At 58.2% G+C, this 14,272-nt stretch carries 11 protein-coding genes; 7 read left to right on the forward strand and 4 right to left on the reverse strand.

The genetic code is table 11. The features are described 5' to 3' along the window. The first annotated feature begins 443 nt into the window (after positions 1-443). Complete coding sequence (gene arcA / locus Q7C21_RS05710) at positions 444-1,160, forward strand: two-component system response regulator ArcA (RefSeq protein ID WP_003854852.1); 717 nt, start codon at positions 444-446, stop codon at positions 1,158-1,160. A gap of 88 nt (positions 1,161-1,248) precedes the next feature. On the opposite strand, the gene creA is transcribed toward arcA, so the two are convergent. Then, a complete protein-coding gene (gene creA, locus Q7C21_RS05715; RefSeq protein ID WP_033743110.1) occupies positions 1,249-1,722 on the reverse strand; it encodes a protein CreA in 474 nt (157 codons plus the stop codon). 193 nt (positions 1,723-1,915) lie between these two features. Between creA and robA the strand changes: the two genes are divergently transcribed. Beyond that, positions 1,916-2,800, forward strand: coding sequence for an MDR efflux pump AcrAB transcriptional activator RobA (robA, locus tag Q7C21_RS05720; RefSeq protein WP_003854854.1), 885 nt, complete (start codon positions 1,916-1,918; stop codon positions 2,798-2,800). A 39-nt stretch (positions 2,801-2,839) separates the two neighbouring features. Here the strand turns inward: robA and gpmB are convergent, their stop codons facing one another. Further along, the gene (gpmB, locus tag Q7C21_RS05725; RefSeq protein ID WP_003854857.1) at positions 2,840-3,487 is read right to left on the reverse strand and encodes a 2,3-diphosphoglycerate-dependent phosphoglycerate mutase GpmB; all 648 of its coding nucleotides are present in this window, start codon (positions 3,485-3,487) and stop codon (positions 2,840-2,842) included. 205 nt (positions 3,488-3,692) lie between these two features. Here gpmB and yjjX point away from each other — a divergent pair, with 205 nt between their 5' ends. Continuing rightward, positions 3,693-4,211: an inosine/xanthosine triphosphatase gene (yjjX, locus tag Q7C21_RS05730; RefSeq protein ID WP_008925545.1), complete on the forward strand. Its 519-nt coding sequence runs from the start codon at positions 3,693-3,695 to the stop codon at positions 4,209-4,211. Here yjjX and trpR read toward each other — a convergent pair whose 3' ends face one another. After that, positions 4,212-4,532: a trp operon repressor gene (gene trpR / locus Q7C21_RS05735; protein ID WP_003854864.1), complete on the reverse strand. Its 321-nt coding sequence runs from the start codon at positions 4,530-4,532 to the stop codon at positions 4,212-4,214. 45 nt (positions 4,533-4,577) lie between these two features. Further along, complete coding sequence (gene sltY, locus Q7C21_RS05740; RefSeq protein ID WP_003854865.1) at positions 4,578-6,497, reverse strand: murein transglycosylase; 1,920 nt, start codon at positions 6,495-6,497, stop codon at positions 4,578-4,580. 268 nt (positions 6,498-6,765) lie between these two features. Here sltY and atzF point away from each other — a divergent pair, with 268 nt between their 5' ends. Genes atzF through urtA form a run of 4 tightly spaced genes read left to right on the forward strand, consistent with a single transcriptional unit; the run spans position 6,766 to position 14,189 of the window. Then, positions 6,766-8,562, forward strand: coding sequence for an allophanate hydrolase (gene atzF, locus Q7C21_RS05745; protein WP_003854868.1), 1,797 nt, complete (start codon positions 6,766-6,768; stop codon positions 8,560-8,562). A 2-nt stretch (positions 8,563-8,564) separates the two neighbouring features. Beyond that, positions 8,565-12,182, forward strand: a complete 3,618-nt coding sequence (uca, locus tag Q7C21_RS05750) for an urea carboxylase (protein ID WP_078804762.1) — start codon at positions 8,565-8,567, stop codon at positions 12,180-12,182. Between the two features lie 9 nt (positions 12,183-12,191). Beyond that, the gene (locus Q7C21_RS05755) at positions 12,192-12,893 is read left to right on the forward strand and encodes a GntR family transcriptional regulator (protein WP_039658820.1); all 702 of its coding nucleotides are present in this window, start codon (positions 12,192-12,194) and stop codon (positions 12,891-12,893) included. 27 nt (positions 12,894-12,920) lie between these two features. Continuing rightward, positions 12,921-14,189: an urea ABC transporter substrate-binding protein gene (urtA, locus tag Q7C21_RS05760; protein WP_033763257.1), complete on the forward strand. Its 1,269-nt coding sequence runs from the start codon at positions 12,921-12,923 to the stop codon at positions 14,187-14,189. Positions 14,190-14,272 lie beyond the last annotated feature (83 nt).

The following is a 14,272-nucleotide window of genomic DNA, read 5'->3' on the forward strand; positions in this document are numbered from 1 at the left end:
TTTATCCATTTAAATTCAATAAGATAAAATGTGATTTCCGGCCGGTTCAATTCTGGCCCGTATGAGTTAAAAATGTAACGAAAATGATGCTTTTTGTGAGCTAAACAGGCATTCTGCGAGAAGTTTTTAACAAAAGTGTTAACGTGCTACAATTGCATTTGATATAAGTCAACGAAGCGTTGTTTTTATGCTTATCGGTTGTAGTTGGTGCTGTTAGGTTGCTGTTAATACAGTTAGGATATGCGCCATTATCATTAACGCCCGGGGCATGCAATTTTCATCCTGACTGGCTGAGCTAATACTGTTGTTGACGTTGATAGATGGCTTATCAAAATATGATTTCGTACAACGGTTCTGCGCGGCCCGCCGCTCTCGATGATGGAGAACGCCATACCGCTGTACGCCCTGTTTTCAATTTGTTGGCAAATTTTAGGTAGCTAAACATGCAGACCCCGCACATTCTTATCGTTGAAGACGAACTGGTCACGCGTAATACCCTCAAGAGTATTTTTGAGGCGGAAGGTTATGTGGTGTATGAGGCGACTGATGGTGCTGAAATGCATCAGGTGCTGACCGACAATGACGTTAACCTGGTCATCATGGACATCAACCTGCCTGGCAAAAACGGTCTGTTGCTGGCCCGTGAACTGCGTGAGCAGGCCAATGTCGCCCTGATGTTTCTGACCGGCCGTGACAACGAAGTCGATAAAATCCTCGGTCTGGAAATTGGCGCTGATGATTACATCACCAAACCGTTTAACCCGCGTGAGCTGACTATTCGTGCCCGTAACCTGCTGTCGCGCACCATGAATCTGGCTATGCCAGGGGAAGAGCGCCGTCAGGTAGAAAGCTATAAATTCAATGGCTGGGAGCTGGATATTAACAGCCGCTCTCTGATCAATCCAAACGGCGAGCAGTATAAACTGCCACGTAGTGAGTTTCGCGCCATGCTGCACTTCTGCGAAAATCCGGGCAAAATTCAGACCCGTGCCGACCTGCTGAAGAAAATGACCGGCCGCGACCTCAAGCCGCACGATCGCACCGTCGATGTCACCATTCGTCGCATCCGTAAGCATTTCGAATCCACGCCGGATACGCCAGAGATCATCGCCACCATTCATGGTGAAGGTTATCGCTTCTGCGGCGACCTGCACGAATAAGTGCTTGTTTGATTCAGCAAATAAAAAAACGCCTCCTGGGGCGTTTTTTTATGTTCAGTGCCACGGCATTATGAATGCCACAACATTATCAGTGCCACGGCATAATCGGCACGGCGCTGAGCGCATTTTTCGGTGAGCCATCAACCACTTTATCGGAATAGGTCAGATAGACCAGCGCATTGCGCTTTTTGTCGTAGAAGCGGACAACCTGCAGCTTCTTAAAGATTAAAGAGGTACGCTGGCGGAATACTACTTCCCCCTCTGCTTTGCCCTGTGCAATTTTATCACTCACTTCAACCGGACCGACCTGCTGACAGGAAATGGCGGCATCAGAGGTATCCTCTGCCAGCCCCAATCCGCCTTTGATTCCCCCGGTTTTTGCCCGGCTGATATAGCAGGTTACATTTTTAACGTCCGGGTCATCGAAAGCTTCAACAATAATCTTGTGGTCAGGCCCGAATATCTTGAAGACCGTATCAACAGAGCCAATCTGTTCGGCAAAAAGCGGGCTGGAAAAGGTCAGCGTAGTCAGTGCAGCGATCATAAGTCGGGATATTGTCATGGAGTTACCATTGCAAATGGAATAGATGAGAATGTAATGTACTGTTAATCGATACAATGACCAAACCAAAACGGGTTTTAGCCCGTACTGATTTAGCACAACCTTCCCCGAGAAACGTCCCACGTCTTTTGAGCAATGAGTGCTAATATTCTTCGAATGCGTTTAGCTGCACCACCAGAGTAGAGGATGTTTTATGGACCAAGCCGGTATCATTCGCGATTTGCTTGTCTGGCTGGAGAGCCATCTGGATCAACCCCTTTCACTGGACAATGTTGCCCAGAAAGCGGGTTACTCTAAGTGGCATCTGCAAAGGATGTTCAAAGACGTGACCGGGCACGCAATCGGCGCCTATATCCGTGCCCGTCGTTTGTCTAAAGCCGCCGTGGCGCTGCGCCTGACCAGTCGCCCGATCCTGGACATCGCACTGCAGTATCGTTTTGATTCACAACAGACTTTTACGCGTGCATTCAAAAAACAGTTTGCACAGACACCGGCCTGGTATCGTCGCTCTTCCGAATGGAATTCATTCGGTATCCGTCCCCCGATTCGCCTGGATGATGAGACGCAGCCGGAACCGGCTTTCGTCAGCCTGCCGGAAACGGTGCTGGTGGGACAAACCCAGAACTACACCTGTATTCTGGAGCAGATTTCCAGCTACCGCGATGAAATGCGAATGCACTTCTGGAAGCAGTTCCTGCTGGAAACGGACACGATTCCGCCTGTGCTGTATGGCCTGCATCAGGTGCGTGCCAGCCAGGACAAAGATGACGAGCAGGAGATTCTTTATACCACTGCGGTGCCTGCTGACAGCGCGGTGAACCTGCATTCTGGTCAGAAGGTTATTCTGGAAGGTGGCGACTATGTGCAGTTCACCTTTAACGGTCCGCGTGTCAATTTGCAGGAATTTATCCTGCTGCTCTACGGTACCTGCATGCCAACGCTGGGGCTGACCCGCCGTGAAGGGCAGGATATCGAACGCTTTTATACCCATGGCGGTAAAAAGCGCAGTGAGCCACCGACTGAGATTCGGTGCGAATATCTGATTCCGATTCGCCGCCAGCAGGCTGAAGCCAGCTAAGTTTAAGGCTGTCGTCATCGTGACGGCAGCCTTAAGCAATCAGCGTTGCAGCTCGTCGAGCGCAGGCGCATCCAGATGGGAAATATCCCCCGCCGTCTCTACAATCCAGCCTTCTGCCAGCCAGGCGCTCTGCTGATAATCCACACGTGAAATAGAGCAGTTACGCAGGCGCAGGCGACGTTCCGCATAGGCGGGCAGCCCCAGAATTGTACTGACCAGAGACCCGAGCGCCATACCGTGGCTGACCAGCAGCGGACGGCTTCCGGCAGGCAGATCGAGACAGGCATTCAGCGCGGCGTGCATGCGCGTCGCCATCTCCGTCATCGACTCTCCTTCAGGGATACGGCCACCTTCGGTCCCGTTGACCAGTGCAGCGCGCCACTGCTCCTCTTCCGTCGTTAAGCCATCCAGCGGACGCTTCTCCAGCACACCCATATTCAGTTCACGCAAGCGCGCATCAAGCGTCACTGAGCAACCGCAGGCATCTGCGATAATCTCGGCGGTGCGACGCGTGCGCCCCAGATCGCTGGCAATAATGTGCGTGATGCCCAAATGCTTCACGCGCTCACCCACCTGCCAGGCTTGTTGCTCACCTTTTTCCGTCAGCGGACTGTCGGACTGACCCTGAATACGGCGTTCCGCATTCCATACCGTTTCACCGTGACGAACAAGATAGACCTGTAGCATGTTAGTTTCCGTTATACTGCGACAAAAATCGCTTTAGACCCTGTTCCATCAAACGTCATTGTTGCAGACATTCCAGACACAGGCAGCGCGGAACAATCCGGCGTACACGCAGTACGTGAGGGTTGTCAGCACAGCCCGGGTTCAGAATGACAACGAAAACAGCCGGATGGGTCAGGCGCTTAATCATCTGAGGGTTTAATCAATTATGTACCATGTTGTCGCAGCCACAACCAACCCAGCGAAGATTCACGCGATTGCTCAGGCTTTCAGCGACGTTTTCGGCGAGGGATCCTGCCATATTGAAGGGGTCGAGGTCGATAGCGGCGTTGCTGCACAACCGTTAACCCATCTCGAAACGCGAACTGGCGCACGTCAGCGCGTGATGAATGCCCGGCAGGTCCGACCAGAAGCGGCATTCTGGGTCGCCATTGAGGCGGGCATCGAAGATGACAGCGCATTTGCCTGGATGGTGGTGGAAAATCAGAAACAGCGTGGCGAGTCGCGCTCGGCCAGTTTCACCCTGCCTCCGGTGGTGCTGGCGGGTCTGCGTGAAGGCCGTGAACTCGGCGAAGAGATGGCGCGATTAACCGGCATCGACAATATCAAACACAAGGGTGGCGCAATCGGGGCGTTTACGAACGGCCTGCTCAGCCGATCCAGTGTCTATCATCAGGCACTGATTCTGGCGCTCTGCCCGTTCGTTCATCCGCTCTATCAACAGTAATCAGGCGCGTCCCAGACGCGCTTCCAGCCAGCGTTTCAGCTCGGGCGGCGCCTCTTTCAGGCTATTAGACCCACGGGTAATCGTCGCGATGCCGACGCCGAGCTCATTTTTCAGCTCGCGCTGGCTCATCTCGCCATTCATTAACTCTTCGATAATCCGCAGACGGGTGCCGAACGCTTCCCGCTCATCGGGCGTCATCATCAGTTGCATCAGAGGCAGTGCATGGCCATCAGCAAAGGCCTGCTGCATCAGCACGACAAAGCGCTGCCAGCTATCTTCTGCCGGATGTGCATCGGTAGAGAGGGAATCAGAATGGGTCATGAAGAGGCTTCCGTACTCGCTAAAGAGTACGGAAGCTTAGCACAGCTAGTAACGGCGATTCCACTCAGCATCTGACAGGATCTTGTCAGGCTTGCCCATGAAGTAACGATAGTAGGCGTCATACGCCAGCACACTCTTCACGTAGCCGCGCGTTTCAGAGAACGGAATGGTCTCAATAAATGCTACGGCGTCGAGATTGCCCGCGCTGGTTTTCAGCCAGCTTCGCACCCGGCCCGGCCCGGCGTTATAGGCCGCTGAGGCGAAAATCCGGTTCTGGTCGAACTGCTGATAGACATACTCCAGATACTGCGTACCAATCTGGATATTGGTTTCCGGATCAAGCAGCTGGCTGGTGTTGCTGTAGCCAGGTATATCGTACATCTTCACAGTATGCGCCGCCGTGGCAGGCATAATCTGCATCAGACCACTGGCGCCGACCGGCGAACGCGCTTTCGGGTTCCAGGCGCTCTCCTGACGCGAAATCGCCATCGCATAGCTCGGTGGGATCTGCTTCACCTCGGTATTTCGCTCATAGACACTCCGCCACGCCAGCGGGAAACGCTCTTTCAGGCTGTCCCACATTTTGGCGGTGATAGTCGCCTGCACGCTGAGATCCCACCAGTCCTGCTCGTTGGCGTAGCGCGCCAGCATCTGCTGCTGCGTATGCGTCCGGCTGCCGATCAGATTGCTCCATTCGCTACGGGCCAGGTTATCCAGCCCCCAGTACATCAGCTCGCGGACGCGGGCCAGCTCGGGTCCCTGGAGGGTGGCGCTGTCAGGCTTCGGCGCTTCATCAATCTGCAACGGATAGTCTACGCCCAGCCGCTGAGCAGCCACCATCGGATAGAAGCCGCGTTCTTTCATCAGCTTGCGCAGGATCTCTTCCGCTTCCTCTTTACGATCTTTCTCAAACAGCAGATCGGCCTGCCAGTACTGCCACTCATCTTTCTCTTTGGCTTCCAGCGGCAGACGAGCAATCCAGGTGTTCAGGCCGCGTCGGTCATGCTGAGAGAGCGCCAGCCGCACCCGGCGTTCCACCAGCGCGGTAGACTCGCTGTTCATCACTACTGCATCGCGCCAGCGTGCCTGCTCAGAGGTGAGATCGCTGCCCATCATGCGCCAGACCACAATCTCCTTCAGCGCCTGCTCATCTTCCGGCCCCATTTTCTGGGCCCGGACCAGAATCGGAATCAGGCTGCGGGCATTTTCCATGTCCTGCCGCGCCACACGCGTAAAGGCGTAAATGGTGGCCTGACGGGTAAAGTCGGTTGGCCCCACGGCACTGGCGAAGGTGCTGACGGTTAACGGATCCTTTTGCAGGGCCTGTATCGCGTCAGACATGGTCTGATAATCGGCAGGCAGCGTCTTCGCCAGATAGCTCACCAGGTTGTCATTACCGGCTTTCATCGCCAGCCGGATACGTTCCAGGATAGTAATCGGCGAAATCTGACCGGACGCCTGCCAGACCGAGAAGAGCTTATCGCAATCCGCAGGCAGCGCCGTGCCACGCAGCCAGATCTGCTTCGCGCCATCAAACGCGGCCTGCTGCTGCCCGGTGGCCCATTTGGCGTAATACCAGTTACAACGCGCCTGCACCGGCTTGGGTTCGGTCGGGCTGAAGTTCAGCACGCCCTGCCAGTCCTGTCGGTAAGCCAGCACGTTGATAAAGCGGGTGCTGAGCGATCGCGCTGGAGGCAATGTCGGGTACTGGCGAATAAAGTTCTGCACGGCCAGGGTGGTCTCCTGATCGAGATCCTGAGCCAGCAGGCGATATTGCAGATAAGGATAGAGCGGATAGTCCTGTAGCGTAGGCAACAGCTGATCCACGGTGGCCATCTGGTTACTGTCCCAGGCCTGTTTAATTTGTTGATAACGTTGCCGTTGTTGATCAAGCGAATCGGCCCATGCGCTGCTGGCCGAACCGACCAGGCAGATCCCTATCATCCAGTTACGCCACTTCACCACGTAAATCTCCTCTGTTGCTGGGGCCGGCAACTTGCCAGACAGTCTTCATGCTAACCGGGCCACCGCACTCTTGCCATGTTCTTCACAAAATTTACGCATACAGACAGTTAACGCACCGTCATCGCTCAGCGTACGCGCCGTGATTGTGCAAATTATCATCAGTAAATCTTATTACCCAGCGATTTAAACTGTTGAATCATTGCGTTAAAAACTGGCACACGCTTTGCTCTGTTGAATTCCATCTTGTATACCAGCTGGAATTCTTCGTATGACTTCTACCTTCGGCCTGACGCTTCCCGCCTGGCAGCAGCGCACTCAGCAGGCACCACAACAGATCCGTTCGCTGCTGAGTGCGCACCTGGCAGCGCTCGACACACACGATAATGCCTGGATCTATCTGGCGACACCTGACCAGTTAGCGGCACAGATTGAACCGCTGCTGGCAGACTATGAACGCGATCCCGCGTCGCTGCCGCTGTTTGGTGTGCCCTTCGCCGTAAAAGATAACATTGATGTCGCAGGCTGGCCGACCAGCGCCGCCTGCCCTGCGTTTACCTATACCGCCAGCGAAGATGCGGTCGCCGTCGCCCGGCTGAAAGCCGCTGGCGCAGTCGTCATCGGTAAAACCAACCTCGATCAGTTCGCAACCGGCCTGGTCGGCACCCGCTCGCCCTATGGCGCGGTCAGTAATACCTTTGACGCTGATTACGTCAGCGGTGGCTCCAGCTCTGGCTCGGCATCGGTGCTGGCGCGCGGACTGGTCGCTTTTTCACTGGGCACCGATACCGCAGGATCGGGCCGCGTGCCGGCGGGCTTTAATAATATCGTCGGACTCAAGCCGACCAAGGGCTGGTTCTCTGCACGCGGCGTGGTGCCCGCCTGTCGCCTTAACGACACCATTTCGGTATTTGCGCTGACGGCAGAAGATGCGTTTAGCGTCGCCAGTATCATGGGTGGCTACGATGCCGGTGATGCCTATTCGCGTATTAATCCGCGCACCGCCCCAGCCAGCCTGCCGCGTCATCCCCGTTTCGCTATTCCGGCGCACCCGGCGTTTTTTGATGATGCTGCCGCTGAAGCGGCCTGGGATCAGGCACTGGAAGCGTTGCAGGCGGGCGGCGCGACGCTGCACCCCATCGACTTCACGCCGTTCCGGACGCTCGCTGAACAGCTCTACTACGGTCCCTGGGTTGCCGAACGCACAGCGGCGGTGGGTGAGATGCTTGACCGTCCGGCGGAGATGGACCCGGTAGTGCATGAGATCGTCACCAGCGGCCTGAAATACAGCGCGGTGGACGCCTACAAGGCGGAGTATCTGCGGGCCGAACTGACGCGTCAGATTCAGGAGACGCTGGCACAGTTTGATGCGCTGGTGGTGCCGACCTCACCCACCATTCACACCCTGGAGGAGATGAAACAGGAGCCGATTTACTTCAACTCACAGTTCGGCACCTACACCAACTTCACCAATCTCGCCGACCTCTCTGCCCTGGCGCTGCCCGCACCGTTCCGCAACGACGATCTTCCGGCAGGCATCACGCTGATTGCACCCGCCTGGCACGATCGGGCGCTGGCGGAATTCGGCCTTCGCTGGCAGCAGCAGCTCGCCCTGCCGCTGGGCGCGACCGGTCAGCCGTGGCCGACCCGATCCACAACCTTACCTGTCTCACCTGACCACGTCCGGCTGGCGGTAGTGGGCGCGCATCTCACCGGCATGCCGCTCAATTTCCAGCTCACCGAACGCAATGCCGTCTGGGTGGAAGAGACGAAGACCGCGCCACACTACCGCCTCTTTGCCCTGCTGGAAGGTGCAATCAAAAAACCGGGCCTGATGCGTGACGAACAGGGAGCGGCGATCACCGTTGAGCTGTGGGATATCCCACTGGCCCGTTTCGGCGAGTTTGTGGCGGAGATTCCGGCCCCACTGGGGATCGGCAGCCTGACGCTGGCCGATGGCCGCGTTGTTAAAGGCTTTATCTGCGAAGGCTCAGCGCTGAAGAGTGCGCTGGAAATCACTGAGACGGGCGGCTGGCGCAACTGGCTGGCATCACAGGGGAGTCACTGATCATGTTCACTACCGTACTGATTGCCAACCGCGGCGAAATTGCCTGCCGCGCCATTCGGACCCTGAAGCGCCTCGGCGTGAAAAGCGTCGCGGTCTATTCAGACGCTGACCGTAATGCGCAGCACGTTAAGCAGGCGGATATCGCCATCGCCCTGGGCGGCGAGAAGGCCAGCGACAGCTATCTGCGCATCGACAAAATTCTGGCAGCAGCGCAGCAGAGCGGCGCGCAGGCTATCTGGCCCGGCTACGGATTTCTTTCTGAAAGCCAGGCGTTTGCCGACGCCTGCAATGCGGCAGGTATCGCCTTTGTCGGCCCCACCGCGCAGCAGATTGGTGAGTTCGGCCTGAAGCACCGCGCTCGTGAACTGGCCGCCAGCGCGGGTGTGCCGATGACGCCCGGCACACCCCTGCTCGCCTCGCTGGAAGAGGCAATGCAGGCAGCTGATAAGATTGGCTATCCGGTGATGCTGAAAAGCACGGCGGGCGGCGGCGGCATTGGCCTGACGCGCTGCGCCGACGCCGATGCGCTCGCCAGCGCCTGGGAGAGCGTGCGCCGTCTTGGTGAGCAGTTTTTCAGTGATGCAGGCGTATTTCTGGAACGCTGTATCGATCGCGCCCGCCACGTTGAAGTTCAGATTTTTGGAGACGGCAAAGGCAACGTGGTGGCGCTGGGCGAACGCGACTGCTCACTGCAGCGCCGCAACCAGAAGGTGGTGGAAGAGACACCGGCGCCCGGCCTGTCGCAGGCCACGCGTGACGCCCTGCTCGCCTCGGCGGTGCGGCTTGGCGAGCAGGTCAACTACCGCAGCGCAGGCACCGTGGAGTATATCTACGACGTCAGCCAGCAGGCCTTTTACTTTCTTGAAGTGAACACCCGCCTGCAGGTGGAGCATCCGGTCACCGAATGCGTCACCGGCCTCGATCTTGTGGAGTGCATGTTGCAGGTGGCGGCGGGCGATGCAGTGGACTGGTCACGTCTGCAGCAGGCGCCGCAGGGCGCAGCGATTGAAGTGCGGCTCTACGCGGAAGATCCGCTGAAGAACTTTCAGCCCAGCCCCGGCCTGTTAACCGGTGTCACCTTTCCTGACGGCGTGCGGGTCGACAGCGGCATCGAAACCGGCAGCGAGGTCTCCAGCTTCTACGACCCGATGATCGCCAAGCTGATTGTGCATGCCGACACGCGCGAGGCGGCACTGGAAAAACTTCATCATGCGCTGGATGCGACTCAGCTGCATGGCATCGCCACCAACCTCGACTATCTGCGCCAGATCACCCGCAGCGACGCGTTTCGCAGCGGCAACGTCTGGACGCGCTATCTCGACAGCGTTGTGCCTGCCGCCTCCGTGGTGGAAGTGCTGCAACCCGGCACCTTCAGTTCGGTGCAGGACTATCCCGGCCGCCTCGGCTACTGGGATATCGGCGTGCCGCCTTCCGGCCCGATGGATGATTTCGCGTTCCGTCTGGCAAACCGAATCGTGGGTAACCACGAGGCAGCAGCAGGCCTGGAGTTTACCCTGCAGGGGCCGACGCTGCGTTTCCACTGTGATGCCATTCTGGCGCTGACCGGCGCGGACTGCGACGCCCGGCTTGATGGCGAACCGGTCAGCGCCTGGCAGCCGCTGGCGGTGAAAGCGGGACAGACCCTGGCACTGGGACGCGCCCGGCAGGGCTGCCGCAGCTATCTGGCGGTGCGCAACGGCTTCGACGTGCCGGAATATCTGGGCAGCCGCAGCACCTTTTCACTGGGCCAGTTTGGCGGTCACGCCGGACGCACCCTGCGGGTGGCCGATATGCTGGCAATCTCCCGGCCTGAACGGGCAGCCTGCACTACACCGGCCCCGGTCAGCGATCCGCAGCCGCTTGATGCGACGCTGATTCCCCACTACGGCAGCGAATGGCGCATCGGCGTGCTTTATGGCCCGCACGGCGCACCGGACTTCTTCACCCAGGCCGCCATCGACGAATTCTTTGCCAGCGACTGGCAGGTGCACTACAACTCCAACCGCCTCGGCGTACGGCTGGTGGGTCCGAAACCAACCTGGACCCGCGCCAACGGTGGCGAAGCAGGCCTGCATCCCTCCAACGTTCACGACTGTGAATATGCCATCGGCGCGGTCAATTTCACCGGCGACTTCCCGGTGATCCTGACACACGACGGCCCGAGCCTGGGCGGCTTCGTCTGTCCGGTGACCATCGCCAAAGCCGAGCTGTGGAAAGTGGGCCAGGTCAAACCGGGCGACACCATCCGCTTCCACCCGATTACCGCAGACGATGCACTGGCGCGGGAAAAAGCGCAGATGCACCTGATCGATACCCTGCGGCCGGATCATCCCCCGACCTTTGCCGTGCCGTCGCTGGCTGAAACCGCCCACGGCTCCGCCACGATTCTGTCCGCCATCGAGGCCACCGGCAGCACGCCGAAAGTGGTCTATCGTCAGGCCGGCGACAAATATGTGTTGATTGAGTATGGCGACAACGTGCTGGATCTGGCGCTGCGTCTGCGCGTGCACCTGCTGATGAATGCGCTGACGGCGCAGGCGGAGCCAGGCGTTGAGGAGCTATCGCCAGGCGTGCGCTCACTGCAGGTACGCTACGACAGCCGCATTATTTCACAGTCCGCCCTGATGTCGCTGCTGCTGGCGCTGGAAGCGACGCTGGGCGATGTCAGCACGCTGAAAGTCCCGTCGCGCGTGGTGTGGATGCCGATGGCGTTTGAAGACAGCGCCACGCTGGGTGCGGTCAGCCGCTATCAGGAGACGGTGCGTGCCAGTGCGCCCTGGCTGCCCAACAACGTGGACTTTATCCAGCGCATTAATGGCTTAAGCAGCCGCGATGAGGTGCGCGACACCCTGTTCAACGGCAGCTATCTGGTGCTGGGGCTGGGCGATGTTTACCTCGGCGCGCCCTGCGCCGTGCCGATCGATCCGCGCCATCGCCTGCTGAGTTCCAAATACAGTCCGGCACGTACCTTTACCGCCGAAGGCACGGTCGGCATTGGCGGCATGTACATGTGCATCTACGGCATGGATTCGCCCGGCGGCTATCAGCTGGTAGGCCGCACGCTGCCCATCTGGAACACCTTCCTGAAGAATCCGCAGTTCACAGCCGATGCGCCGTGGCTGCTGCGCTTCTTCGATCAGGTGCGCTTCTATCCGGTGAGTGAAACCGAGCTCAACCAGCTGCGCGAAGATTTCCGTGAAGGCCGCGCCAGCCTGCGCATCGAAGAGACGCAGTTTGATTTTGCCGCGCACCAGCAGTTCCTCGCCGACCATGCCGCTGAGATTGCGGACTTCCGTCAGCGCCAGGCGACCGCCTTTGAACAGGAAGTGCAGTTATGGGCGCAGGAAGAACAGAACGCACCGGCGGCAGATGAAGTGCCTGACAGCGTGGGTGAAGTGGATGAAGGCGGACTCGCGGTGCAGGCCGACCTCAATGGCAACATCTGGAAAGTGCTGGTGCAGCCGGGCGACGAGGTCAGCGCCGGACAGACGCTGATTATCGTCGAGGCGATGAAGATGGAGCTGGCGATAGTCGCGCCGCAGGCCGGTCGGGTGACGCGGATCGCCTGCCAGGCGGGCCGCCCGGTCAGCCCTGGCGATACCCTGCTGTGGCTGGAATAAGGAGCGCCGATGACAACCCAACCTCAATCCCCTAAAGCGCGCCCTGAAGCGCTGGCCGAACGGGTCTATCAGGCGCTGAAGGCCGATATTTTCGCCTTTCGCCTGATGCCGGGTGATCGCTTCAGCGAAAGCGAAATCGCCGGCCGGATGGCGGTCAGCCGCACGCCGGTTCGCCAGGCGCTATTCCGGCTGGAGCGCGAAGGCTTTGTCGAAGTCTGGTTCCGCAGCGGCTGGCAGATCAAAAACTTCGATTTTGCCTGGTTCGAATCGCTGTATGACCTGCGCACCGTGCTGGAGTGCGAGGCGGTAAAACGCCTCTGCGCCCTGCCCGCGCCTCAGTGTGCCGCGCTGTTACACGAACTCAACCAGTTCTGGTGTGAAGCGGAGGCGCTCACCGAAGGTCTGGTGGTGTCGCAGCATGACGAAGCGTTTCACATGGCGCTGGTCGCGGCCGCGGGTAACCCGGAGATGGCGCGCATACACGCCGAACTCACCGAGAAGATCCGCATCATCCGTCGGCTCGACTTCACCCGCGATGATCGCATCTGTGCGACTTATCAGGAACATGCTCAGATTTTACAGGCGATTTTTGCGCAGCAGACAGGCGAGGCGCAACGCATCCTGACCGATCACATCGCTGTCAGTAAGGCGGAAGTCAGGAAGATCACACTGCACCGCCTCCAGCAGGCCCGGCTCCAGCTCACCGAATAACATAACAACCACTCAGGGGTTTAAATGATGAAAAGACGTTCGTTGATCAAGGCTTTCGCCCTCTCCGCTACCGTTGTCAGTATGGGTTTCGCCTGGAGTGCGCAGGCGGCTGACACCATCAAAGTGGGGATCATGCATTCGCTCTCCGGCACCATGGCGATCTCTGAAACGCCGCTGAAAGATGTGGCGCTGATGACCATTGATGAGATCAACGCCAAAGGGGGCGTGCTGGGGAAAAAGCTGGAGCCGGTGGTGGTCGATCCCGCCTCTAACTGGCCGCTGTTTGCCGAGAAAGCGCGGCAGTTGCTGACTCAGGATAAAGCGGCGGTGGTGTTTGGCTGCTGGACCTCGGTATCACGCAAATCGGTGCTGCCGGTGTTTGAAGAGCTGAACGGCCTGCTCTTCTATCCGGTGCAGTATGAAGGGGAAGAGATGTCACCTAACGTCTTCTACACCGGCGCGGCGCCTAACCAGCAGGCGATTCCGGCAGTGGAATACCTGATGAGCGAAGATGGCGGCAGTGCAAAACGCTTCTTCCTGCTGGGCACCGACTACGTCTATCCGCGCACCACCAACAAGATCCTGCGTGCCTTCCTGCACAGCAAAGGCGTGGCAGATAAAGATATCGAAGAGGTCTACACGCCGTTTGGTTACAGCGACTATCAGACCATTGTCTCCAACATTAAAAAATTCGCGGCAGGCGGTAAAACGGCGGTGGTCTCCACCATCAACGGCGACTCCAATGTGCCGTTCTACAAAGAGCTGGCTAACCAGGGCATCAAAGCCACTGACATTCCGGTGGTCGCCTTCTCAGTGGGAGAGGAAGAGCTCCGCGGCATCGACACCAAACCGCTGGTGGGTCAGTTAGCGGCCTGGAACTATTTCGAGTCGATCGATAATCCGACCAACGCGAAATTTGTTGCCGATTACCGCGCTTACGCCAAAGCACATAACCTGCCGAACGCCGCCACCGTGGTGACCAACGACCCGATGGAAGCGACTTATGTCGGCATCCATATGTGGGCGCAGGCGGTGGAAAAAGCGGGCACGACGGACCCGGACAAAGTGCGGGCGGCAATGGCCGGTCAGACCTTTAAAGCGCCGGATGGCTTTACCCTGACCATGGACCAGACCAACCACCATCTGCATAAGCCCGTCATGATTGGTGAAGTGGAAGAGAACGGCCAGTTCAGCGTGGTGTGGCAGACCGATAAACCCGTGCGTGCCCAGCCCTGGAGCCCGTACATTGCCGGTAACGACAAGAAGCCCGATTACCCGGTGAAGACTGCGCAGTAATTTTCGTTGCTGATAAGAAAGCGTCACCCGCTGTAAAGCGGCAGCACGGCAGTGGTCATTCGACTGCCGTGCTGACCTCCCCA

The sequence above is a fragment of the Pantoea sp. ANP04 genome, from assembly GCF_041982285.1.
In the GTDB taxonomy this organism is placed as follows: Bacteria; Pseudomonadota; Gammaproteobacteria; order Enterobacterales; family Enterobacteriaceae; genus Pantoea; species Pantoea eucalypti.